General features: G+C 73.9%; 19 protein-coding genes. 6 read left to right on the top strand and 13 right to left on the bottom strand.

What is annotated here, in order from left to right:
• Window positions 1-83: 83 nt before the first annotated feature.
• The 5 genes from ACZ4NT_RS23425 to ACZ4NT_RS23405 all read left to right on the top strand — a co-directional run bounded on the left by ACZ4NT_RS23425 (window position 84) and on the right by ACZ4NT_RS23405 (window position 4,864).
• A complete protein-coding gene (locus ACZ4NT_RS23425; protein WP_121403771.1) occupies window positions 84-932 on the top strand; it encodes a transporter substrate-binding domain-containing protein in 849 nt (282 codons plus the stop codon).
• On the top strand, window positions 929-1,762 hold the full coding sequence (locus tag ACZ4NT_RS23420) for an amino acid ABC transporter permease (RefSeq protein WP_121403772.1): 834 nt from the start codon (window positions 929-931) through the stop codon (window positions 1,760-1,762). The genes ACZ4NT_RS23425 and ACZ4NT_RS23420 overlap by 4 nt, the downstream gene beginning before the upstream one ends.
• Window positions 1,759-2,565 (top strand): amino acid ABC transporter ATP-binding protein, encoded by an 807-nt coding sequence (locus tag ACZ4NT_RS23415; RefSeq protein WP_467727371.1) that lies wholly within the window; start codon window positions 1,759-1,761, stop codon window positions 2,563-2,565. The genes ACZ4NT_RS23420 and ACZ4NT_RS23415 overlap by 4 nt, the downstream gene beginning before the upstream one ends.
• Before the next feature lie 34 nt (window positions 2,566-2,599).
• Window positions 2,600-3,691: an amidohydrolase family protein gene (locus ACZ4NT_RS23410; RefSeq protein WP_467727369.1), complete on the top strand. Its 1,092-nt coding sequence runs from the start codon at window positions 2,600-2,602 to the stop codon at window positions 3,689-3,691.
• 267 nt (window positions 3,692-3,958) lie between these two features.
• A complete protein-coding gene (locus ACZ4NT_RS23405; RefSeq protein WP_467727366.1) occupies window positions 3,959-4,864 on the top strand; it encodes an SCO1860 family LAETG-anchored protein in 906 nt (301 codons plus the stop codon).
• 31 nt (window positions 4,865-4,895) lie between these two features.
• Here ACZ4NT_RS23405 and cobC read toward each other — a convergent pair whose 3' ends face one another.
• The 6 genes from cobC to cobM are packed head-to-tail and all read right to left on the bottom strand — an operon-like array spanning window position 4,896 to window position 11,333.
• A complete protein-coding gene (gene cobC / locus ACZ4NT_RS23400; RefSeq protein ID WP_467727364.1) occupies window positions 4,896-5,996 on the bottom strand; it encodes an Rv2231c family pyridoxal phosphate-dependent protein CobC in 1,101 nt (366 codons plus the stop codon).
• A complete protein-coding gene (locus tag ACZ4NT_RS23395; protein WP_467727362.1) occupies window positions 5,986-6,912 on the bottom strand; it encodes a sirohydrochlorin chelatase in 927 nt (308 codons plus the stop codon). Before ACZ4NT_RS23395 ends, cobC begins: the two co-directional genes overlap by 11 nt.
• Window positions 6,909-7,565: a precorrin-8X methylmutase gene (locus ACZ4NT_RS23390; RefSeq protein ID WP_467727360.1), complete on the bottom strand. Its 657-nt coding sequence runs from the start codon at window positions 7,563-7,565 to the stop codon at window positions 6,909-6,911. The genes ACZ4NT_RS23395 and ACZ4NT_RS23390 overlap by 4 nt, the downstream gene beginning before the upstream one ends.
• A complete protein-coding gene (cobJ, locus tag ACZ4NT_RS23385) occupies window positions 7,562-9,262 on the bottom strand; it encodes a precorrin-3B C(17)-methyltransferase (RefSeq protein WP_467727359.1) in 1,701 nt (566 codons plus the stop codon). The genes ACZ4NT_RS23390 and cobJ overlap by 4 nt, the downstream gene beginning before the upstream one ends.
• Window positions 9,259-10,518, bottom strand: a complete 1,260-nt coding sequence (gene cbiE, locus ACZ4NT_RS23380; protein ID WP_121403779.1) for a precorrin-6y C5,15-methyltransferase (decarboxylating) subunit CbiE — start codon at window positions 10,516-10,518, stop codon at window positions 9,259-9,261. Before cbiE ends, cobJ begins: the two co-directional genes overlap by 4 nt.
• Complete coding sequence (gene cobM, locus ACZ4NT_RS23375) at window positions 10,515-11,333, bottom strand: precorrin-4 C(11)-methyltransferase (RefSeq protein WP_121403780.1); 819 nt, start codon at window positions 11,331-11,333, stop codon at window positions 10,515-10,517. The genes cbiE and cobM overlap by 4 nt, the downstream gene beginning before the upstream one ends.
• A 111-nt stretch (window positions 11,334-11,444) precedes the next feature.
• Here cobM and ACZ4NT_RS23370 point away from each other — a divergent pair, with 111 nt between their 5' ends.
• Complete coding sequence (locus tag ACZ4NT_RS23370; RefSeq protein WP_121403781.1) at window positions 11,445-12,173, top strand: ZIP family metal transporter; 729 nt, start codon at window positions 11,445-11,447, stop codon at window positions 12,171-12,173.
• A 47-nt stretch (window positions 12,174-12,220) separates the two neighbouring features.
• Here ACZ4NT_RS23370 and cobI read toward each other — a convergent pair whose 3' ends face one another.
• From cobI to ACZ4NT_RS23335, 7 genes are read right to left on the bottom strand one after another with little or no spacing between them, the layout of a single operon-like run.
• On the bottom strand, window positions 12,221-12,952 hold the full coding sequence (cobI, locus tag ACZ4NT_RS23365; protein ID WP_121403782.1) for a precorrin-2 C(20)-methyltransferase: 732 nt from the start codon (window positions 12,950-12,952) through the stop codon (window positions 12,221-12,223).
• Entirely contained in the window at window positions 12,949-14,412 is a 1,464-nt protein-coding gene (locus ACZ4NT_RS23360) for a cobyrinate a,c-diamide synthase (protein ID WP_467727356.1), read from the bottom strand. Before ACZ4NT_RS23360 ends, cobI begins: the two co-directional genes overlap by 4 nt.
• Complete coding sequence (cobO, locus tag ACZ4NT_RS23355; RefSeq protein ID WP_121403784.1) at window positions 14,406-15,005, bottom strand: cob(I)yrinic acid a,c-diamide adenosyltransferase; 600 nt, start codon at window positions 15,003-15,005, stop codon at window positions 14,406-14,408. Before cobO ends, ACZ4NT_RS23360 begins: the two co-directional genes overlap by 7 nt.
• Window positions 15,005-17,056, bottom strand: a complete 2,052-nt coding sequence (locus ACZ4NT_RS23350; RefSeq protein WP_121403785.1) for a putative cobaltochelatase — start codon at window positions 17,054-17,056, stop codon at window positions 15,005-15,007. The genes cobO and ACZ4NT_RS23350 overlap by 1 nt, the downstream gene beginning before the upstream one ends.
• Window positions 17,053-20,706: a cobaltochelatase subunit CobN gene (gene cobN, locus ACZ4NT_RS23345; RefSeq protein WP_467727353.1), complete on the bottom strand. Its 3,654-nt coding sequence runs from the start codon at window positions 20,704-20,706 to the stop codon at window positions 17,053-17,055. Before cobN ends, ACZ4NT_RS23350 begins: the two co-directional genes overlap by 4 nt.
• A complete protein-coding gene (locus ACZ4NT_RS23340) occupies window positions 20,703-22,211 on the bottom strand; it encodes a cobyric acid synthase (RefSeq protein ID WP_467727352.1) in 1,509 nt (502 codons plus the stop codon). The genes cobN and ACZ4NT_RS23340 overlap by 4 nt, the downstream gene beginning before the upstream one ends.
• Window positions 22,208-23,164, bottom strand: coding sequence for a cobalamin biosynthesis protein (locus ACZ4NT_RS23335; RefSeq protein WP_467727350.1), 957 nt, complete (start codon window positions 23,162-23,164; stop codon window positions 22,208-22,210). Before ACZ4NT_RS23335 ends, ACZ4NT_RS23340 begins: the two co-directional genes overlap by 4 nt.
• Window positions 23,165-23,174 lie beyond the last annotated feature (10 nt).

Raw genomic sequence — 23,174 nt, 5'->3', positions numbered from 1 at the left:
GGCCCAGCGACCATCGGATTGATTTGAGCAACCCAAACCTTTCCTTATAATCGGAACCCTCAGTTCCCCCACAGGAGGTCCTCGTGAACTCGGTCCCCGGACGCCGGACCCGCATTCTGGCCGCCACCACCGCGACGGCCGGGCTGCTGCTCGTGGCAGGCTGCTCCTCGGACGACGGCGGGAGCAAGAAGACCGCGGGCGGGGTCACCGTGGTCAAGAGCGGTCAGCTCACCACCTGCACCCACCTCCCGTACCCGCCCTTCCAGTCGGAGATCGACGGCAAGGTGCAGGGCTTCGACGTCTCCCTGATCGACCTGGTCGCCAAGGACCTCGGCGTGAAGCAGGACATCGTCGACACGCCGTTCGAGAACTTCAAGACCGGCGCCTTCCTCAACTCCGGCCAGTGCGACCTCGCCGCGGCCGGCATGACCATCACCGACGAGCGCAAGAAGAACGTCGACTTCTCCGACCCGTACTTCGACGCGACGCAGGCCGTCCTCGTCGACAAGAAGAGCGGCGTCAACTCCCTGGCGGACGTGAAGTCCAAGGGCAAGAAGCTCGGCGCCCAGGCGCAGACGACGGGCGAGGACTACGCGAAGAAGCAGGGCTTCGACCCGGTCTCCTTCGAGTCCTCCGACGCGGTCCTCAACGGTCTGCGCACCGGCCAGGTCCAGGCCGTCATCATCGACTACCCCGTCGTCCAGGGCTGGCTCAAGGACAAGGCCAACGCCGACGCCTTCAAGGTGGTGGACAACCTCAACACCGGTGAGCAGTACGGCTTCACGGTGAAGAAGGGCAACACCGAGCTGGTCGCCGCGATCAACAAGGCGATCAAGGACGCCAAGGCCGACGGCACGTACAAGAAGCTGTACGAGAAGTGGATCGGCCCGTACGACGAGTCCGCGGCGACCGCCTCCCCGTCCGCCTCATGAGTGAGGCCGACACAACCGTCCAGCCCCGCAGGTCCGGCCTGACCCGGCGGCAGAAGCGCGCGATCTCGCGCGGGGTCCAGTACGTCGTGTTCGTCGCCGCCGTGATCGCCTTCGCGCTCACGGCGGACTGGGGCCGGCTGAAGAACCAGTTCGCGCAGTGGGACCTGGTCCAGCAGATGTTCCCGGACGTCATCACGCTGGCCCTGAAGAACACCGTGCTGTACACGATGTCGGGCTTCGTCTTCGGCCTGGTGCTCGGCATGGTCGTCGCCCTGATGCGGCTGTCGCCGGTCGGGCCCTACCGCTGGCTCGCCGGCATCTACATCGAGGTCTTCCGCGGCCTGCCGGCCCTGCTGATCTTCGTCTTCGTGGGCGTCGCCGTACCGCTGGCCTTCCCCGGCACGGAGATCCCCGGCGGCACCTACGGCAAGGTGGCCCTCGCGCTCGGCCTGGTCTCCGCCGCCTACATGGCGGAGACGATCCGCGCCGGCATCCAGGCGGTGCCCAAGGGGCAGATGGAGGCGGCCCGTTCGCTGGGCTTCTCGCACGCCCGGGCCATGGTCTCCATCGTCATCCCGCAGGCGTTCCGCATCGTGATCCCGCCGCTCACCAACGAACTCGTCCTGCTCTTCAAGGACTCCTCGCTGGTGCTGTTCCTCGGCGTCACGCTGGAGGAGCGCGAACTCACCAAGTTCGGCCGCGACCTGGCGAGCCAGACCGCCAACTCCACGCCGATCCTGGTGGCGGGCCTGTGCTACCTGCTCGTGACCGTGCCGCTCGGCTTCGTCGTGCGGCGCCTGGAGGCCAAGGCCGGGGAGGCCACCAAGTGAGCACGTCCAAGACGCCGGAGATCAAGGTCGAGGGGCTGCACAAGTCCTTCGGCGACAACGAGGTGCTGCGCGGCATCGACCTGGAGATCGGCTCCGGCGAGGTCGTCTGCGTGATCGGCCCGTCCGGCTCCGGCAAGTCGACCCTGCTGCGCTGCGTGAACCTCCTGGAGGAGCCCACCAGGGGACAGGTCTTCGTCGGCGGCACCGAGGTCACGCACCCCGATGTCGACATCGACGCCGTCCGCCGCCGCATCGGCATGGTCTTCCAGCAGTTCAACCTCTTCCCGCACCTGACGGTGACCGAGAACCTGGCGCTCCCGCAGCGCCGGGTCCTTCGTCGCGACAAGGCGCAGGCGGCCCGGGTGGCCGCCGAGAACCTGCGGTGGGTGGGCCTGTCCGAGAAGGCCGACGCGTACCCGGCCTCGCTCTCCGGCGGCCAGCAGCAGCGCGTGGCGATCGCCCGGGCGCTGGCGATGGGCCCCGAGGTGATGCTCTTCGACGAGCCGACCTCGGCCCTCGACCCCGAGCTGGTCGGGGACGTGCTCGCCGTCATGCGGATGCTGGCCGACGAGGGCATGACCATGATGGTCGTCACCCATGAGATGAGCTTCGCGCGCGAGGTGGCCGACCGGGTCGTCTTCATGGACGGCGGAGTGGTCGTCGAGGAGGGCGCCCCCGCGCAGGTCATCGGCAACCCGGGCCACGAGCGCACCCGGCACTTCCTGTCCCGGCTGCTCGACCCCGCCATGGCGGACGTGGAGGAGGGCACCGCCGAGCCGGACGGTACGGGAAAGAGCCTCTAGCCAGGGCACCCGGGCCAGGAACTAGGGTGCGGGCATGAGCGATCGCACGGTGCTGCACGTGAAGGGGCGGGTGCTCGTCGGGCCCGACGACGTCCGGGACGACCTCTGGGTCGTCGGCGGGAGGATCTCGTACGAGCGCCCCGCCGGTGCCCGTGACGTCCGCACCGTGCAGGGCTGGGCGCTGCCCGGTCTGGTCGACGCGCACTGCCACGTCGGACTCGGCGCCCACGGGCCGGTGCCCGAGGACGTCGCGGAGAAGCAGGCGCTGACCGACCGGGAGGCCGGCACCCTGCTGATCCGGGACGCCGGCTCGCCCTCCGACACCCGCTGGATCGACGACCGCGAGGACCTCCCGAAGATCATCCGCGCGGGCCGGCACATCGCCCGCACGCGCCGTTACATGCGCGGCTTCGCCCACGAGATCGAACCCGGGGACCTCGTCGCGTACGTGGCCCGGGAGGCCCGCCGCGGCGACGGCTGGGTGAAGCTGGTGGGCGACTGGATCGACCGCGGGACGGGCGACCTGAGCGCCTGCTGGCCGCGGGAGGCCGTCGAGGCGGCGATCGCCGAGGCCCACCGGCTCGGCGCCCGTGTCACCGCCCACTGCTTCGCCGAGGACTCGCTGCGGGACCTGGTCGAGGCGGGCATCGACTGCATCGAGCACGCGACCGGCCTCACCGAGGACACCATCCCGCTCTTCGCGGAGCGGGGCGTCGCCATCGTCCCCACCCTCGTGAACATCGCGACCTTCCCGCAGCTCGCGGCGGGCGGCGAGGCCAAGTACCCCGACTGGTCCGCGCACATGCGACGGCTGCACGAACGGCGCTACGACACGGTGCGCGCCGCGTACGACGCGGGAATCCCGGTCTTCGTCGGCACCGACGCGGGCGGCTCGCTCGCCCACGGTCTGGTCGCGGGCGAGGTGGCCGAACTCGTGACCGCCGGCCTCCCCCCGGTGCAGGCGCTGTCCGCCACCACGTGGGGTGCCCGACGCTGGCTCGGGCGGCCGGGGCTCGACGAGGGAGCGCCCGCCGACCTGGTGGTCTACGACGAGGACCCCCGCGCGGACGTCCGCGTGCTCGCCGCCCCGCGCCGGGTGGTTCTGAACGGCCGGGTGGTCGGCTGACCCCGCACGCGGTGCCCGGTTGACGCGGCGTGACCCTCGCGCCGGCCGGCTCGTTGTGCACCCGTTTCGCACTCCGGAGGACAACCGGCGCACTCGTACACGGGCCGGTGTGCGGGGGACTGCTGGGAACAACCGTGCCGGGAGATTCGAAAAGGCGCACGGAAACCCCACGATGGAGTGAAGTGACGCCAGGTCGCTGACTGTTCACTCTCGGTGCGTAATTCTTGCCGGGTCCCAAGTCTGTTCTCCCCTGGGGGTCCCACCACCTTGAACGGCAACCAGTTCCGCATGCCCGCACGCCGTCTCGCCGCGACCGCGGCGGCCACCGCCCTGGCCGCGGGACCCGCGGTCCTCGCCGGGGCGGGCTCCGCCCACGCCACCGCCGAGCACGGCCGCGCGAGCGCCGTCGTGCTCCGCACCGGGCTCGACGTCTCCCTGCTCGACAAGTCCGTGAACCTCCCGCTCGCGGTCTCCCTGAACGAGGTCCGTGCGCCGCACAGCGCGCAGAAGACCGCGCTCACCGCCCGGTTGGACGGCGTCCAGGGCGGACGCCCGTTCAGCGTGCTGCGCGCGGACGTCGCCACGGCGGAGGCGACCGTGTCCGCCACGAAGGCCGAGGGCCGCACGAACCTCGCGCACGCCCGGCTCCACGTCCCGGGTCTGCCGCTGCTCTCCCTCATCGAGGTCGAACAGGTCACCTCCAGAGCCACCTGCGAGGCCGGCAGGAAGCCCGTGGCCACCGCGAACCTGCTCGGCGCGGTCACCGTCCTCGGCAAGAAGGTGACGCTGTCGACCGGCGGCCCCACGGAGGTCAAGGTGCCCGGCGTCGGGGAGGTCCGCCTCGACCTGTCCAGGACGCGGACCACGTCCCGTACGGCCGCCGCCTCCGCCCTCGAACTCAAGGTCTCCGTCAACCCGTTGAAGCTGAACGTCGCCGCGGTCGAGGGCACGCTGACCCTGGCGGGCGCCACCTGCGAGGCGCCGGCCGCGCCGGAGGAGGCGGCCCCGGCCCCCGACCCGGTGTCCGACGTGAAGCCGCAGGGAGCGCCGGCGGAGGCCAACCTGGCCGAGACGGGAGGCAGTTCGGTCACCCCGTACCTCGCGGGCGGCGCCGCGGTGCTGCTGGCGGCCGGGGGCGGAGGCGTGCTCCTGGCCCGGCGCGGGCGGCGCTGATGCCCGCCGGTCCCGGCCGGCGGGCGGCCCCTCACCCCCCGGCCAGCGTCACCGCCCGGTCCAGCGCCTGAAGGAAACGATTCACCGTCGCCCGGTCCCGCACCGCGAGCCGCAGCCACTCCTCGCCCAGTCCCGGGAAGGTGTCGCCGCGGCGCACGGCGAAGCCCAGGTCCCGCAGGTGACGGCGTACGGCCTCCGCCCGGGGCAGCCGCACGAGCACGAAGGAACCCTCCGCGGGCTCCACCACCCGCAGGCCGTCGGACGCGAACTCCCTGAGGCCGGCGACCAGATGGGCCCGGTCCGCGGCGATGCGATGCGCCGCGTGACCGGCCTCCGCGAGGGCCTGGGCGGACACGCACGCCTCCGCCGCCGCGAGGGCGGGTGTGGAGACCGGCCACAGCGGCTGGGCCCGCTCGAGGTCCGCGATCGTCTCCGGACCGGACAGCACGTACCCGATGCGCAGCCCCGCCAGGCCCCACGTCTTGGTGAGGCTGCGCAGCACCACGAGCCCGGGCACGTCCGTCCGCCCGGCGAGGGCCTCGCGCTCGCCGGGCACCGCGTCCATGAACGCCTCGTCGACGACCAGGGTCCGCCCCGGACGGGCCAGCCCGGCGAGGAGAGCGGCCGGATGCAGCACGGACGTCGGGTTGGTCGGATTGCCGATCACGACGAGGTCCGCGCTGTGCGGGACGGCCTCCGGATCCAGCCGGAAGCCGTCCCGCTCGCGCAGCAGGACCCGCTCGACCGTGTGCCCGGCGTCCCGGAGTGCCGCCTCCGGCTCGGTGAACTGCGGGTGCACCACCACCGGGTGACGCACTTTCAGGGCACGCGCGAGCAGCACGAAGGCCTCCGCCGCCCCGGCGGTGAGCAGCACGTGCTCGACGGGGACCCCGTGCCGCGCGGCCACCGCGGCCCGCGCGGCCCGCCCGTCCGGATAGGCGGCGAGCCCGCTGAGGGACGCGGCGATCCGCTCCCGCAGCCACCCCGGCGGGGTGTCCGCACGGACGTTCACGGCGAGATCGGTGAGGGCGGAGCCGTCGTCACGGACCTCGGCGTCCCCGTGATGGCGCAGGTCGTGCCCCGCCCCCGCCGAAGGGGCGGCACCGGGCCCGGACGCGTCCTCAGTGGGCATGGGAGTGCGAGTGCGCGTGGTCTCCGTGGTGATGGTGACCGTCGTCGTCCGGGTGGAAGTGCGGCTGCTGCGCCATGCCGACCTTGTCCTCGAAGCCGGGCAGGGCGATGCGGTAGACGCAGGAGTCGCAGTTCATCCGCAGGTCGCCCTGCACCGCCTCCCGGTAGCGCTCCATGACCAGGTCGAGCAGCTCCGGCTCGGGGCCGATGACGTCCGCCGAGCGGACCTCGACCTCGGGGTGCGCGGCCGCCCAGCCCTCGGTCTGCTGCCGCACCCGGTCCGGGAGGATCCCCGTGAACAGGAAGTACGGCAGCACGACGATCCGGCGCGCGCCCAGCTTCGCGCAGCGGTCCAGCCCGGACGGCACGTCGGGCGCCGCGAGCGACACGAACGCCGTCTCCACCCCGGCGTACCCGCGGCCCTCCCAGAGCAGCCGCGCCGCCTTGTGCACCTCCGCGTTGGCGTCCGGATCGGTCGAGCCGCGCCCGACGAGCAGCACCGTCACGTCGGCCCGGTCCTCGGGCGTACGCGTCGAGCCGTCGCCCAGCGCCTCGTCGAGCCGCCGCTCCAGCACGGCCAGCAGCGAGGGGTGCGGCCCGAGCGGCCGCCCGTACGTGTACGAGATCCCGGGGTGCCGCTCCTTCTCGCGGTTCAGGGCCGCCGGGATGTCGCCCTTGGCGTGCCCGGCGGACACCAGCATCAGCGGGACGGCGGCGAAACGGCGTACCCCTTGCTCCACGAGCTCGCCCACCGCCTCCGTGAGCGGGGGCGGCGACAGCTCGATGAAGCCGCCGGCGACGGGCAGTTCGGGATGGCGGCGCCCCAGCTCCCGCACGAAGGCACGGAAGGCCTCGGCGCCGGCCGCGTCCCGGGTGCCGTGTCCGGCGATGAGCAGGGCGGGGGGAGGGGTGGTCACGATGTCTCCTTAGCGGCCTGGACGGCCTCGGCGGTCCGAGCGGCCTCGGCGGCCGGTGGAACGGGGTGGTACAGCAGGGCGTTCAGGGCGGCCGCGGCGACCGCGGAACCGCCCTTCTCGGACACGTTGCTGACAGCGGGCAGCCCGCTCTCGCGCAACGCGGCCTTGGACTCGGCGGCGCCGACGAAACCGACGGGCAGACCGATGACGAGCGCGGGATCGGCGGGCAGCGTGAGCAGCTCCTCCAGGGCGGTCGGCGCACAGCCGACGACCCAGATCGCGCCGGGGCCGACCTCCTCCAGGGCGAGGCGTATCGCATGCGCCGAACGGGTCAGCCCGGGACCGGACGTGGCGTCCTTCAGCCGGCACACGGTGTCGCGCCGGGTGATCCCCGCCGCGACCATCTCCACGTCCACGACGACGGGGGCACCGGCGTGCAGCGCCGCGTGCGCCCTCCGCAGGACGTGCTCGTCCATGACGAGATCGTCCGCGTAGTCGAGGTCGGCCGCGGAGTGGATCACGCGCTCCACGACCGCGCGCGTCAGCGGCGGGAAGCCCGAGGTGTCCAGCCGGGCGCGCAGCCGCCGGAAGGACTCCTGCTCGATGGGGTGGACCACCCGGCTCGCGGGCGGCACCTGGCCGTTCCGGCTCACTTGGGCTCCTCCTGCCAGCGGTAGCCGCGCGGTGTCACCATGCGCCCGGCGATCTCACGCGTCGCCGTGTTGCCCACGGTCACCACGGTCATCATGTCCACCACGGCCGGGTCGAGTTCCGCGAGCGTGGTCAGACGGCTGCTCCCGTCCGGGCGTGAGGCGTTCCGTACGACACCCACCGGCGTCGACGGGTCCCGGTGCTCCGCCAGGATCGCGAGCGCCTTCGGCAACTGCCAGTCCCGGCCCCGGCTGCGGGGGTTGTAGAAGGTCACCACGATGTCGGCCTCGGCGGCGGCGCGTACCCGGCGCTCGATGACCTCCCACGGCGTGTGCAGGTCGGACAGGCTGATCGACACGTGGTCGTGCCCGAGGGGCGCGCCCAGGATCGCGGCGGCCGCGAGCGCGGCGGTCACGCCGGGCACCCCGACCACGTCGATGTCGTCGGACGCCTCGGCCAGCGCGGGCGACGCCATCGCGTACACCCCCGCGTCCCCGCTGCCGATCAGGGCGACGGTCTGCCCGCGGCGGGCCTCCGCCACCGCGGTGCGCGCCCGCTCCTCCTCGGCGCCGAGTCCCGACTCCAGGATCCGGGTGCCGGGCCGCAGCAGGTCCCGGATCTGGTCGACGTACTGGTCGAGCCCCACGAGCACGGCGGCGCCGCGCAGTTCCTCCTTCGCCCGCGGGGTGAGCAGGTCGCGCGCGCCCGGGCCGAGCCCCACCACGGCGAGACGGCCGCGTGCCACCCGGCGGGCCACGGCGCAGGTCGCCATCGCGGGCCGGCCGTCCGCCCGGACCGACTTCCGCTTGGGCACCAGGAGTTCACCCCCGCCCAGCAGGGCCGCGGCCTCCGCGACGGACGGCGTGCCGACGGCGGCGAGCGGCGCGTCGGACGGGTTCGGCACCTCGACCCCGGCCAACTCCCCGGCGTCGTACGTCACCACGGGCACCCCGAGCCGTGCGGCGGCGCCCACGATGCCGGGCTCCTCGGCCTTGGCGTCGACGGTGGCGATCTCCGCGACGGACTGCACGGACAGCCCGGCCTCGCGCAGGGTGTCCTCGACCAGGGCGAGCACCTCGTCCACGGGGGCGCCCCGGGAGGCGCCGACGCCGACGACCAGCGAAGGCGGGCGCAGGATCACCTCGTGCTCGGCGGGCCCGGCGGCGCGGTCGGTGACGCGGACCGTGTACGCGCCGTGCGTCCCCACCGGCAGCGGCGGGAGCGGCCAGGCGACCTCCGCCTCCAGCGCGACGGGCTCCCCGTCGAGCAGGGCCCGCGACACCGCCGCCACGTCGCCCTCCACCGGGAAGCCGAGCGTGTCGAGGCCGGGCAGGCCCACGGCGTCCGTCGCGGTGGTCACCACCGGTTCCGCACCCAGCAACTCGCCCACCTCGCGGGCGAGTTCGTTGGCGCCTCCGCCGTGGCCGCCGACGAGGGACACGGCGAACCGGCCCGCCTCGTCGACGCACACGATCCCCGGGTCGGACGCCTTGTCGCCCAGCAGCGGCGCGACGAGCCGCACCACCGCGCCCGTGGCCAGGAAGCACACCAGCCGGTCGCACTCCGCGAAGGCCAGCCGCACGGCGTCCCCGACGGAGCCGCCGGACCCGTCGTAGACCCGGGTACGGCCGGGCCAGGCCGCGGCGAGCCGGTCACGGGCAGCCGCCCCCGCCGCCGTCGCGGAAATCAGGCCGATCACTGAGGGACTCCTTCGGTACGGGCCGGAGGCCTGACGCCCCACAGCAGAAATACGGGATTGGTCGCGGCGAGCCGGGTGACGTCCCCGGGCAGCGGCGCGAGCCGGGAGGACTGCAGCAGGACGCCCTCGCAGTCGAACCCGGCCGCGGTGAGCGCGGCACGGACCGCCGGCACCCGGTCGAGCGCGGCCACGGCGACCACGACCGCCCGCCGGGCCCGCCGCGCGCACGCGGTGACGATGGCGGGCAGTTCGCGGCCGCCGCCCCCGACGAAGACGGCGTCCGGGTCCTCCAGGTCGGACAGCACCGTGGGCGCGGCCCCGTGCACGACCTGCACGTCCACGCCGTGCGCCGCCGCGTTGGCGCGGATGCGTTCCACCCCGTCCCGCGTCTTCTCTATCGCGGTGACGGCGGCACCGAACCGCGCGCACTCGACGGCGACCGAGCCGGACCCGGACCCCACGTCCCAGACGAGGTCGCCCAGCCGGGGGCCGAGCCGGGCCAGCGCCAGGGCCCGCACCTCGAACTTGGTGATCATCGAGTCGCGGTGCGCGAAGTCGCCCTCGGCCAGGGCCCACCCGTCGGGTCCGGCGGGCGGGCCCGCCACCGTGCGGACGGGGGCCGGGGCACGCGACTCGTCCAGGCACACGACGACGCTCACCACCGTGCCCCAGTCGCGGGCCGCGGCCTCGGCCGGCGTGACCCGCTCCACCCGCTCGTGCTCGGGATCGCCGAGACTGCTCGCCACGACCAGGACGCGCTCGCCCGAGCGGTAGGCCAGCGCGGCGCCCAGCTCGGCGGGGCCCGCGCCGGGCCCGGTCAGCACCGCCACCTTGGGCTGCGCGCGGCAGACGTTGACGGCGGTGCGCAGGTCACGCCCGTGGGCGCTCACCACCACCGCGTCGTCCCAGGTCAGCCCGAGCCGCGCGAAGGCGGTGGCGACGGACGAGACGCCCGGACCGACCGCCAGGTTCGCCGGCCCGAACCGCTCGGCCAGGACCCGCACGATCCCGAAGAACCCCGGGTCGCCCGAGGCGAGCACCACCACGGGCTGCTCGTCCCCGTACTTGTCCAGGTGCCGCTCGATCGCGTCCAGGGCGGGCGCCAGGGGCCCGAGCACGATCTGTTCCGCCGTGGCGGGCGGCCGGGCGGCCGCCAGATGCCGGCGGGCGCCCACCACGAGCCCCGCCCCGGCGAGGGCCGCCCCGGCGTCCGCGGAGAGGGCCGCTCCCGTCCCCGTACCGACGACGGTGATCACGTCGTCGCACCTCGCGCGCGCAGCGCCCGACGGGCCTCCGGGTCGGCCTTGCGGAAGCCGTGGAAGTGCCCCGGGTGGTACAGGTGCGAGCGGGTGCCGCTCGCGTCGAGCGCCGGCCCGACCAGGAAGAGCGTGTGCTTCCAGAGCTTGTGCTCCTTGACGGTCTCCTCCAGCGTGCCGATCGTGCACTTCACGACGAGCTCCTCCGGCCACGTCGCCTGGTACGCGACGACCACCGGGGTCGACGTCGGATAGCCGCCCTCCAGCAGCTCCCTCACCAGCTGCCCGCTGCGGGCGGCCGACAGGAACAGCGCCATCGTGGTCCCGTGCCGCGCGAACTCCCGCACCTCCTCGCCGGGCGGCATCGGCGTCTTGCCGCCGCCGAGCCGGGTGAGGATCACGGACTGCGCGACCTCGGGGATCGTCAGCTCACGCTGCGCGAGCGCGGCGACGGCGGAGAACGAGGAGACGCCCGGGACGATCTCCGTCTCGACCCCCAGCTCCGCGCACCGGTCCACCTGCTCCTGCGTCCCGCCCCACAGCGCCGGGTCGCCGGAGTGGATCCGCGCCACCCTCAGGCCCTCGCGGACGGCCCGCTCGTACACCGCGACGACGTCCTCCAGGGACATCGTCGCCGAGTCGAGGATCTCGGCGCCGTCGCGTGCGTGGTCGAGGACCTCCGCCTGCACCAGGCTGGCCGCCCAGATCACGATGTCCGCGTCCGCGATGGCGCGTGCGGCACGGAACGTCAACAGGTCGGCGGCGCCGGGGCCGGCACCGACGAAGGTCACCTTGCCGGTGGGGGCATCGGCCATGGGAATCGGTCCTCTCCTACAGGTGCGAGTGCTGCCGGTCTACTGCGAAAGCGGGGACGGGGGCAGCCGTCGGATGTGCGTGAACGGGGGTTGATCGGATAGCAAGGGCGTATGGCGGTCTTCGTCGCGCTCGGCGCGTTCCTGATGACGCTGGCCGGCGGCTGGACGGCACAGCGCGTGACCGACCGCCGTCACCTGGTGCTGGGCCTGGCCGGCGGCCTGATGCTCGGGGTCGTCGGCCTGGACCTGCTGCCCGAGGCGCTGGAGGCGGCGGGCGACGAGGTGTTCGGCGTGCCGGCCGCGCTGCTGCTGTTCGTGGCCGGGTTCCTGCTGGCCCATCTGGGGGAACGGCTGCTCGCGACCCGCCGGGCCGCGCACGGCGGCGAGGAACGCGACCCCCGGGCGCCCGAGGTCGGACTGACCGCGGCGGCGGCGATGGTCGCGCACAGCGCCATGGACGGCGTGGCGATCGGCGCCGCGTTCCAGGTGGGCGGCGGGATGGGGCTCGCGGTGGCGCTGGCCGTCATCGCCCACGACTTCGCGGACGGCTTCAACACGTACACGATCACGAGCTTGTACGGGAACGCCCGCCGCAAGGCGATCGCCATGCTCGTCGCGGACGCGGTGGCTCCCGTGGTCGGGGCCGCCTCGACGCTGTTCCTGACCATCCCGGAACGGGCGCTCGGCTGCTATCTCGGCCTCTTCGGCGGTGTCCTGCTCTATCTCGCCGCCGCCGAGATCCTGCCCGAGGCGCACCACGAGCATCCGGCCCGCTCGACCCTGCTGTGCACGGTGGCGGGCGCGGCCTTCATCTGGCTCGTGGTGGGCATCGCCGACTGACGGCTCGGGACGGGCCGGCCGGACCTGCCGAGGTCTCTCGCCGCGCTTCACAGCTTCCCGCCCCGTCCGCCCTCGCGCCGGGCGGGCGCGATCAGCGTGGAGAGGTACGGCAGGGCTCCGCCGTCGAGTTCGGCGGCCGGCCGGATGGACTCCTCGGGCAGCCCGAGCGCCGACCCCCACACCGCGTCGTCGAGGCGCCCGGTCTCGCGCAGCGCCGCCATGACCTCCTGAGCCTGCCGCCCGAACTTGTACGCCACGACCGTGCCGGGCCCGTGCAGCGCGTCCTTGAGGACGGCCGCCCCCGCGGTCACCGGGACCAGGGTCAGCGGCTCGGTGCCCTCGGTGAGGACGGCTCCCGAGCGGGCGGCGAGGTCCTGCATGGCGGTGATGCCGGGCACGGTCTCGACGGCCGTCCCCGGCAGCGCCTGAACGATGGTCTGCGCGAGATAGGTGAAGGTCGAGTACACGTTGGGGTCGCCGATGGTGGCGAAGGCGACGGTGCCGTGCCGCTCCAGCAACCCCGCGACCCGCTCGCCCGCCGCGTCCCAGGCGGCCTCGCGGCGTCCCCGGTCGGTCCGCTCGTTCAGCGCGAAGACGACCCGGACGACCTTCTCCTCGGGCACGTAGTGCAGGACGGTCGCCTCGGCGCGCCCCCGCTCGCCGGTGTCGAGCACGGGCACGACGACGACCTCCGCCGTCCGCAGCGCGTTGACGCCCTTGACGGTCACCAGTTCCGGGTCGCCGGGACCGACCCCGACCCCGATCAGCTTGCTGCTCATGACGCCAGGCACCTCTCCACGAACCGACGGGCGACACCGGGCTCGGACGCCCAGTGCGTGTGCAGATAACTCGCGTGCACACCTCGTTGTACGAAACCTTCGACCCGCCGTGCGGGGGCGTGCACGCCCCATGCGGGAGCCGTGCCGGCGCCGGGCTCGACGACGGTCCGGTGGAACTCGTGCCCGCGCATCCGGGTGCCGGCCGCGGCGAGCACGCTGTCGGACAGGGCGACGGCGTCCCGGTAGCCCAGGGTGAGCCGCTCGCTCATCCGGGCCGTGGCGTCCAGCACCCCGCACATGGGCTGCCCGTCCAGCTCACGGCAGAGGTACAGCAGCCCGGCGCACTCGGCGGCGACCGGCGCCCCGGCGAGCGCCAGCTCCGCGACGGCCTTGCGCAGCGGCTCGTTGGCGGACAGCTCCGGCGCGAACACCTCGGGGAAGCCCCCGCCTATCACCAACCCGCCCGTTCCCTCGGGCAGTTGCTCGTCCCGCAGCGGGTCGAAGACGACGACCTCGGCACCGGCGGCGGCCAGCAGCTCGGCGTGCTCGGCATAGGAGAAGGTGAAGGCGGGCCCACCGGCGACGGCGACCGTGCTCCTCAACCCCGGCCGGGCCGGGTCCAGTTCGTCGGGCGTTCGAGGACGAGGCCGTCCAGGAAGCGGGGGTGCGGGGGCGGCGGCATCGGTGGACGGAACGGGAAGGGGCGGAGGGGGCGAGGCAGCGAGGGCCTCGGCCGCATTCCAAGCCACCCCGGTCAACGTGGGCGCACTGCGCGCCAGCGCGAACAGGGCATCCAGGTCGCAGCCCCGGCGCACCTGCGCGGCCATCGCGGCGACCGCCTCCACCGCCCCCTCCCGCCGCTCGGCGACGGGTACCAGCCCCAGGTGCCGCGACGGCGTGTCCACCTGCGGCGTCCGCCGCAGCACCCCGAGCACGGGCACCCCGGACTCCTCCAGGGCCTCCCGGAGCAGCGCCTCGTGCCGGTCGGACCCCACCTTGTTGAGGATCACCCCGGCCAACCGGACCTCGGGATCCCAGGAGGCGAACCCGTGCACCAGCGCGGCCACCGAACGCGACTGCGACGACGCGTCGACGACCAGGACGACCGGCGCCCGCAGCAGCTTCGCGACATGGGCGGTGGACGCCAGTTCACCCTGGCCCGCCGCCCCGTCGTACAGCCCCATCACTCCCTCGACGACGGCGAGATCACAGCCGCGCGCACCGTGCGCGAAGAGCGGCGCGACCAGCTCAGCCCCGCACAGATACGCGTCGAGGTTCCGCCCCACGCGCCCGGTGGCGAGCGCGTGGTACCCGGGGTCGATGTAGTCGGGCCCCACCTTGTGCGGGGACACGGCGAGCCCCCGCGAGGCGAAGGCCGCCATCAGCCCCGTGGCCACGGTGGTCTTGCCGCTGCCCGAGGCGGGCGCGGCGACGACCAGCCGGGGGACGGACGTCACCACTCGATGCCCCTCTGACCCTTCTGGCCGGCGTCCATCGGATGCTTGACCTTGGACATGTCGGTCACGAGGTCGGCGACCTCCACCAGCTTCTCCGGGGCGTTGCGCCCGGTGATCACCACGTGCTGGGTGCCCGGCCGGTCCCGCAGCACGGAGACGACCTCGTCGGTGTCGATCCAGCCCCAGTGCATCGGGTACGCGAACTCGTCGAGGACGTACAGCCGGTAGGTCTCGGCGGCCAGGTCCCGCTTGACCTGCTCCCAGCCCTCGCGGGCCTTGTCCTCGTTGTCCATCTGAGCGTCGCGCTGGACCCAGGACCAGCCCTCGCCCATCTTGTGCCAGGCGACCGTGCCGCCCTCGCCGCTGGCGCCCAGCACCCGCAGCGCGTTCTCCTCGCCGACCTTCCACTTCGCCGACTTCACGAACTGGAACACCCCGATCGGCCAGCCCTGGTTCCAGGCCCGCAGCGCGAGCCCGAAGGCGGCCGTGGACTTGCCCTTGCCGATCCCGGTGTGCACCACGACCAGCGGACGGTTCCGTCGCTGACGGGTCGTCAGTCCGTCGTCCGGCACGACGCTCGGCTGTCCCTGCGGCATTACGCGGCCCTCCTGTTGCTTCCCTGCACGTCCCGTACGAGCCCGGCGATCGAGTCGGCCCTCAACTCGTCCAACGTCACGGCGGTGCCCTCCAGTTCACGCGCGAGCTGCCCCGCGAGTCCGAGCCGCACCGGCCCCGTCTCGCAGTCGACGACCACGCTGGCGACGGCGTCGGCCGCGAACAGCCGGGCGGCCCGCCCGGCCAGCGCCACCGGCTCGGGACCACCGGTCGCCCGGCCGTCCGTCACCACCACGACCAGCGGGCGGCGCGCCGCGTCCCGCAGCCGCTCGACCCGCAGCACGTCGTGCGCCTTGAGCAGACCGGCCGCCAGCGGTGTCCGGCCCCCCGTGGGGAGCGACTCAAGCCGCGCCGCCGCCGCGTCCACCGAGGAGGTGGGCGGCAGCGCCACGTCGGCCGCCGAACCGCGGAAGGTCACCAGCCCCACCTTGTCCCGGCGCTGGTAGGCGTCGAGCAGCAGTGACAGCACCGCGCCCTTCACGGCGCTCATCCGCTGCCGCGCCGCCATCGACCCGGAGGCGTCCACCACGAACAGGACGAGGTTGCCCTCGCGCCCCTCGCGGGTGGCCTGGCGCAGATCGTCCCGCCGTACGACGAGACCGCGCCCCGAGCGGCCGCGCGCCTTCTGGTGCGGCGCCGCCGCCTGCACGGTCGCCGCCAGATGCAGCTTGGTCAGCGTCCCCCGGGGCCGCCGCGACCCGGTCGTCCGGCCGTGCTCGGTCCGCGCCCGGGACCGCCGCCCGGCGGCGCCCTCGCCCAGCCCCGGCACGCTCAGCACCTTGGTGCGGAACGGCTCCGCGGCCCGTACGGGCTGCTGCTCCCCGGCACCGGAGGACCCCGGCTGCCCGCTCTCGCCCGCCTCCGGACGCGCGGCCCCGTCACCGCCGGCCTCCGGGCTGTCGGCCCCGTCCCGCGCCTCGTCCGGCCCGTTCTGAGGGCCGTCCTGCGGTCCGTCCTGCGGCGGACGCCCGCCGCCGGGCCCGTCCGGATCCGGATCGTCGTCGCCGTCCGTGCCGTCCCCGCCGCCGAACTCCTCCAGCGTCTCGTCGAGCTTGTCCTCGTCGAGGCCGGGGGCGTCGAACGGATTGCGCCGGCGCCGGTGCGGCAGCGCGAGCAGCGCCGCCTGCCGCACGTCCTCGGCGAGCACCTCGGTCCGGCCGGCCCACGCCGCGAGTGCGGTCGCCGTCCGCGCCATCACGATGTCGGCCCGCATCCCGTCGACCTCGAAGGCCGCGCAGGTCGCCGCGATCTGCCGCAGCGCCCCGTCACCGAGCCGGACGGACGGCAGCAGGTCACGGGCGGCCACGATCCGGGTCCGGACGGCCGACTCCTCCGCGGCCCAGCGCGCGGCGAACCCCTCGGGATCGTCGTCGTAGGCCAGCCGCCTGCGCACGACCTCCACCCGCTGGTCCGGCTCACGGGACGCGGCGACCTCGACGGTCAGCCCGAACCGGTCGAGCAACTGGGGCCGCAGTTCGCCCTCTTCGGGGTTCATGGTGCCGACGAGCAGGAAGCGGGCGGCGTGCCGCACCGAGACGCCCTCGCGCTCCACGTACGAGGCGCCCATCGCCGCCGCGTCCAGCAACAGGTCGACCAGGTGGTCGTGCAGGAGGTTGACCTCGTCGACGTACAGGATGCCTCGGTGCGCGTCGGCGAGCAGACCTGGCTCGAAGGCCTTCACGCCCTCGGACAGGGCACGCTCGATGTCCAGCGCGCCCACCAGCCGGTCCTCGGAGGCCCCGACGGGCAGTTCGACCATGCGGGCCGGCCGCGACACCCCGGGGCCCACCTCGTGCGGTCCGTCCGGGCAGGCCGGGTCGGGCGCGCCGGGCGCACACGAGAAACGGCACCCGGCGACGACGTCGACCTCCGGCATCAGGGCCGAAAGGGCGCGCACGGCGGTCGACTTGGCGGTGCCCTTCTCGCCGCGCACCAGCACGCCGCCCACCGCCGGCGAGACGGCGTTCAGCAGCAGCGCGAGCCGCAGGTCGTCCTGACCGACGACGGCCGTGAACGGGAACGGGGTACTCACTGGTCGTCGCCCTCCAGATCGCCTTCGAGCTCCAGGTAGGTGGCGCGCAGCCGCTCCAGCGTCTCCGCGTCCGGTTCGGCCCACAGGCCGCGCTCGGCCGCCTCCAGCAGCCGCTCCGTGATCCCGCGCAGGGCCCACGGGTTGGACTTCTTCATGAAGTCGCGGTTCTCCGCGTCGAAGACGTACTCCGCGCTGAGCTTCTCGTACATCCAGTCGTCGACCACCCCGGCCGTCGCGTCGTACCCGAAGAGGTAGTCGACGGTCGCCGCCATCTCGAAGGCGCCCTTGTAGCCGTGCCGCCGCATCGCCGCCATCCAGCGCGGGTTGACCACCCGGGCGCGGAACACCCGGTGCGTCTCCTCGCCGAGGGTGCGCGTCTTCACCTGGTCCGGGGTGGCGGAGTCGCCGACGTACGCCTCGGGGCTGGTCCCCGTCAGATGGCGCACCATGGCGACCATCCCGCCGTGGTACTGGAAGTAGTCGTCGGCGTCCACGAGGTCGTGCTCGCGGGTGTCGACGTTCTTCGCCGCCACGGCGATGCGCCGGAACGCGGTCTCCATGTCGCCGCGCGCCGCCCGCCCGTCCAGCCCGCGCCCGTACGCGTAGCCGCCCCACACCGCGTACACCTCGGCGAGGTCCGCGTCGGAGCGCCAGTTGCGGGCGTCGATGAGCGGCAGCAGCCCGGCACCGTACGCGCCCGGCTTGGAGCCGAAGATACGGGCCGTGGCGCGCCGCCGGTCCCCGTGCTCGGCGGTGTCCTCGTCGGCGTGCCTGCGCACGTAGTTGGCGTCCCCGGGCTCGTCCAGCTCGGCCACCGCCCGCACCGCGTCGTCGAGGAGACCGACCACGTGCGGGAACGCGTCCCGGAAGAAGCCGGAGATCCGGACGGTGACGTCGATGCGCGGCCGGCCCAGCTCGGCGAGCGGGACGATCTCGAAGCCGGTCACCCGGCGGGAGGCGTCGTCCCAGACCGGACGGCAGCCGAGCAGCGCGAGGATCTCCGCGATGTCGTCGCCCTGGGTGCGCATCGCGGACGTGCCCCAGACGGTCAGCCCGACGGACGTCGGGTACGCGCCGGTGTCCTGCAGATAGCGGGCCACCAGCGAGTCGGCGAGCGCCTGCCCGACCTCCCAGGAGAGCCGGGACGGAATCGCCTTGGGGTCGACGGAGTAGAAGTTGCGGCCGGTCGGCAGGACGTTCACCAGGCCGCGGGTCGGCGAACCCGACGGGCCCGCCGGGACGTAACCGCCGCGCAGCGCCTTGAGGATGTGCGTGATCTCGTCCGTCGTCCGGGCCAGCCGCGGCACGACCTCACGGCAGGCGAACTCCACCACCGCGACGGCGTCCGGGAGTTCGGCGCCCAGGACCTCCCGCACGAGAGGGGCGGCCTCGGACGTCACCCAGCCGCGCTCCTCCATGCCCAGCGCGATCCGGCGGCACAGCTGCTCCAGCAGGTCGACCGCGTCGGCGCCGGTCCGCGCCGGCCCCTCGACCAGGTCGGTGAGCTCGACCGGCACCTTCACCGGCGCCCCCGGTTCGGCCAGCAACTCCTTCTCGGACAGCCCGAAATGGTCCGCGAGGGACGCCCGCAGGCCCGGCAGGGCGTTGGCCTGGCCGCCCCACACCTGCGAGGCGCGCAGCACGGCGAGCACGAGGTTGACCCGCGGCTCGGCCTCCGGCCCGCCGCCCAGGATGTGCAGTCCGTCGCGGATCTGCACGTCCTTGATCTCGCACAGATAGCCGTCGATGTGCATGACGAACTCGTCGAAGGTCTCGTCGTCCGGCTGCTCGTCGACGTGCAGGTCGTGATGGAGCTCGGCGGCCTTGACCAGGGTCCAGATCTGGGCGCGCACCGCGGGCGCCTTCGTCGGGTCCAGATCGGACACCAGGGCGTACTCGTCGAGGAGTTGCTCCAGCTTCGCCAGGTCGCCGTAGGTGTCCGCGCGGGCCATCGGCGGCACCAGGTGGTCGACCACGGTGGCGTGCCCGCGCCGCTTGGCCTGCGTGCCCTCACCGGGGTCGTTGACGATGAACGGGTAGACCAGCGGGAGTTCGCCGAGCACGGCGTCGGGCGCGCAGCCGCCACTGAGCCCGAGTCCCTTGCCCGGCAGCCACTCCATCGTGCCGTGCTTGCCCATGTGCACGACCGCGTCGGCGCCGAAGGAGTTCTCCAGCCACCGGTAGGCCGCCATGTAGTGGTGCGAGGGCGGCATGTCGGGGTCGTGGTAGATCGCGATCGGGTTCTCGCCGAAGCCGCGCGGCGGCTGGATCATCACGACGACGTTCCCGAACTGCAGGCAGGCCAGCACGATGTCGTCCCCGTCGACGTACAGCGACCCCGGCGGCTCGCCCCACGCCTCCAGCATGCCCTCCCGCAGGGCGGGGTCGAGCGTGTCGAACCACGCCCGGTAGTCGGCGAGCGGCACTCGGGCGGGCGCGGCCGCCAGCTGCTCCTCGGTCAGCCACTCGACGTCGTGACCGCCGGCCTCGATGAGCCGGTGGATCAACTCGTCGCCGTTGTCCGGGTATTCGGTCAGCGCGTAACCGGCGTCCCGCAGCGCGTCGAGGACGCGGACGGCGGAGGCGGGGGTGTCGAGACCGACCGCGTTGCCGACCCGGGAGTGCTTGGTCGGGTAGGCGGTGAAGACCAGCGCGAGCTTCTTCTCCGCGTTCGGCTTGTGCTTCAGCAGCGCGTGCCGTACGGCGATCCCGGCCACCCGCGCGGCCCGCTCGGGGTCGGCGACGTACACCGGCACGTCGTCCGGGCCCTGTTCCTTGAACGAGAACGGCACGGTGATGAGCCGCCCGTCGAACTCCGGGATCGCGACCTGCATCGCCGCGTCCATGGGGGACAGGGCGGCGTCCGACGCGTCCCAGGCGGCGTGCGAGGAGGTGAGGCAGAGCCCCTGGAGCACCGGGATGTCGAGGTCGGCGAGCGCCCCGATGTCCCAGGCCTCCTCGTCACCGCCCGCCGAGGCCTCGGAGGCGTGCGCGCCGCCCGCCGCCAGCACGGTCGCGACCAGCGCGTCGGCCTTCCCGAGGATCTCGTACAGCCCCGGGTCCGCACCGCGCAGCGAACCGCAGAACACCGGAAGGGCGTTGGCGCCACGCGCCTCGATCGCGTCGCAGAGGGTGTCGACGAAGGCCGTGTTCCCGGACAGCTCGTGCGCCCGGTAGAAGAGCACACCCACCGTGGGGCGGCCGTCGGTGAGCTCCCGCTCGCCGTGCACGCCGTACTCGGCCGTCTTCCGCGGCTCCTCGAACCCCTCACCCGTGAGCAGCACGGTGTCGGAGAGGAACCGGGTGAGTTCGGTCAGGTTCTCCGGGCCGCCCTCGACGAGATAGCGCAGCGCCTCCGCGACGACACCGGCCGGCACGGACGACTCGGCCATCAACTCCGCGTCGGGCACGCTCTCCCCGCCGAGCAGCACGGTCGGGATGCCCGACGCCCGCAGCGCGGCGAGCCCCTCCTCCCAGGCCCGCTTGCCGCCCAGCAGGCGTACGACGGCGATGTCCGCGCCCGCGACGAGCACGGGCAGCTCCTCGGCGACGTCGACCCGGTTCGGATTGCCGATCCGGTACGAAGCACCGGAGGCGCGCGCCGCCAGCAGATCCGTGTCGGCGGTCGACAACAACAACACTGTGCTCATGCGGGTGCTCCCGGTGGGATGAAAGGCAGTCCTGTCGGAGCGCCCGACTCGATGAGCCGCCACAGCGCGTCCGTGTCCGCGTGTTCTTCGATCAGATCGCCGAGCAGGTCCAGCTGCTCCTCGCGCAGCGTGGCGAACGACGTGTCGTCGGCCGGCACGAAGCGGCGGCCCGCGGCGGCCGCCACCTCCCGCAGGAAGGCCCGCCGGAACCCGTCCGACTCCAGGGAGCCGTGCCAGTGCGTGCCCCAGACGGAGCCGACCCGGCAGCCGTCCAGGAAGGGGTCGCCGCCGGTGACCTCGGCGACGCCGTGGTGGATCTCGTAGCCCTCGACGGGTTCGCCGAGCGCTTCGCCGACGGGCCGCGTCAGGGTCTTCTCGCGCGCGAACCGCACGCGTACGGGCAGCAGTCCGAGCCCGTCGACATGACCGGCCCGCGACTCGACGTCGTCCTCGATGTGCTCCCCGAGCACCTGGAAACCGCCGCAGATCCCCAGCACGGGCCGGCCCTCGGCGGCCCGCCGGGCGATCGCGTCCGCCAGCCCCCGCTCCCGCAGCCACTCCAGGGCCTTCACCGTGCCCCGGGTGCCCGGTACGACGACCAGGTCCGCGTCGGCGAGCTCCTCGGCCCGGTCCACGAACCGCACGACGACCCCCGGTTCGGCGGCGAGGGCGTCGACGTCCGTGAAGTTGGACATCAGCGGGACGGCGCACACGGCCACCCGCAGGACGTCCTCGCCGACCGGCGGCGCCACCGCGGACTCCCTGACGGTCCCGCGCAGGGAGACCCGCAGCCCGTCCTCCTCGTCGATGCCGAGGCCGTGCCGGAAGGGCAGGACGCCGTACGAGGGCCGGCCGGTGAGGCCGTGCAGCATGTCGAGCCCCGGCTCCAGCAGGGAGACGTCGCCGCGGAACTTGTTCACCAGGAAGCCGGCGACGAGTTCCTGGTCCTCGGGCGACAGCAGGGCCACCGTTCCGAAGAAGGAGGCGAACACGCCCCCGCGGTCGATGTCGCCGACGACCAGCACCGGGAGCCGGGCGTTCCTGGCGATGCCCATGTTCACGATGTCGGTGCGCCGCAGATTGATCTCGGCAGGACTGCCGGCCCCCTCACAGATCACCGCGTCATACGTGCCCCGCAATGCGGCCAGGCACTCCAGCACGGTCCCGAGCAGCGACTCCTGACGGCCCCCGTGGTAGCCGCGCGCACTCATCTCGCCCACCGGCTTCCCCATGAGCACGACCTGACTGCTGCGGTCGCTGCCGGGCTTGAGCAGCACCGGGTTCATGAGCGCGGTCGGCTCGACGCGGGCCGCCTGCGCCTGCATGGCCTGCGCCCGCCCGATCTCGGCTCCCTCGCGCGTGACGAACGAATTGAGGGACATGTTCTGCGCCTTGAACGGCGCGACCTTCACACCCTGGCGCACCAGCCACCGGCAGATCCCGGCGGTCACGACGCTCTTGCCCGCGTCGGAGGTGGTGCCCGCGATCAGCAGTCCGCCACTCATGCCCCGGCCCCCCTTGTCCCGGCCTTCCCGATGAGCAGCCGCCCGGCGACGCAGACGCCCAGCGCGAGCCCGCTCACGCGTCGCGACAGCCGTACGGCCCGTTCGATGTCGTGGACCCGGACGGCGCGCCCCGCGCCGTTCAGCACGGGCCGGTGCTCGACCCTGCCGCCGTACGAGAGCGTGCCGCCCAGCCGGACCCCCAGAGCCCCCGCGAACGAGGCCTCCACGGGACCGGCGTTGGGGCTCGGGTGCCGGCCGGCGTCGGCGCGCCAGGCCCGTACCGCACCGCGCGGGTCACCCCCGGCGACGGCCGCGAGCGCGGCGGTCAGCCGGGCCCCCGGCCAGCCCGCGACGTCGTCGAGCCGGGCCGAGGCCCACCCGTAGCGGCGGTGGCGGGCGGACTTGTGCCCGACCATGGCGTCCAGCGTGTTCACGGCCCGGAACGCGACGAGGCCGGGCACGCCGCCGACGGCGCCCCAGACGAGGGCGCCCACGACGGCGTCGGAGGTGTTCTCGGCGACGGACTCGACCACGGCCCGGGCGATCCCGTCGGCGTCCAGCGCCTGCGGGTCCCGCCCGCACAGGTGGGGCAGCCGCTCGCGGGCGACGTCGACGTCCCCGGCCGCCAGCGCACCGCCGACGGCCCGGGCCTCCCGGCCCAGGGAGGTGCCCCCGACGACGGCCCAGGTGGCCGCGGCGGTCAGGGCGACGGAGGCGGTGGGGGAGGAGCGCACGCGGCGGCTCGCCAGCGCGGCGAGTCCGGCGGCACCGCCCGCGCAGACGGCGGTGTGCAGCGCGCCCCACCCGCGGTGGTCCCGCCACAGCACGCGTTCCACGGCGCCCGCGGCCCGGCCGAACGCGGCGACCGGGTGCCCGCGGCGGGGGTCGCCGAGGAGCAGGTCGCCGAGGAGGCCGGCGGCGGCGCCGTACGCGAAGACGCGATCGGCACGCACGGGGTCAGCC

It is taken from the genome of Streptomyces sp. NPDC026417, assembly GCF_055567695.1.
This window is presented reverse-complemented; position numbering and strand designations above follow the sequence as displayed.